Source organism: Vibrio sp. 1249-1 (assembly GCF_033340495.1).
Genome location: NZ_JAWOWJ010001092.1, coordinates 1 through 536, shown reverse-complemented (window position 1 = coordinate 536; position 536 = coordinate 1). Strand labels below are relative to the sequence as shown.

Genomic DNA, 536 nt, shown 5'->3' with positions numbered 1-536 from the left:
CGTATCAGAGCTCTCTCACTCGTATTGAAGAGTTGATTACGACAGATAAAATTGCGGCAGCGAAAAGTGAGTGGGCGCATTTGCTGAGTAGAGTAGGTAAAGATGAAAAGGCGATGTTGGCGGCGTATGCCTCATCCAAGAATTGGCATCACCTAACCGTCACAGCCAGTATCCAAGCGCAAATGTGGGACAACATTGAACTGCGATTCCCAATTGCGCACCGCTGGTGGTTCAACTTTTATGCGAAGAAGCATGACATCGACCCGATTACGATGATGTCGTTAGCCAGACAAGAAAGTGCATTGGATTCAGAGGCGCGTTCTCCGGTAGGGGCTCGCGGTATCATGCAAATCATGCCAGCGACTGCGAAGTACACGGCACGTAAATACAAGCTGACTTATCAAGGTAGTGATGATTTATACAACGTCGGCAAAAACATCGAGATCGGTAGTCATTATCTGCAAGGTTTGCTAGAGGATTACGATAATAATCGTATTTTTGCGCTCGCCGCTTATAATGCTGGCCCTAACCGAGTA

The 536-nt window shown here is 47.2% G+C and carries 1 protein-coding gene; it reads left to right on the top strand.

Annotation, left to right across the window (positions count from 1 at the left end; translation table 11 throughout):
• On the top strand, positions 1 to 536 hold a 536-nt coding region (locus R7Z50_RS30640), incomplete at both ends, for a transglycosylase SLT domain-containing protein (RefSeq protein WP_318150170.1).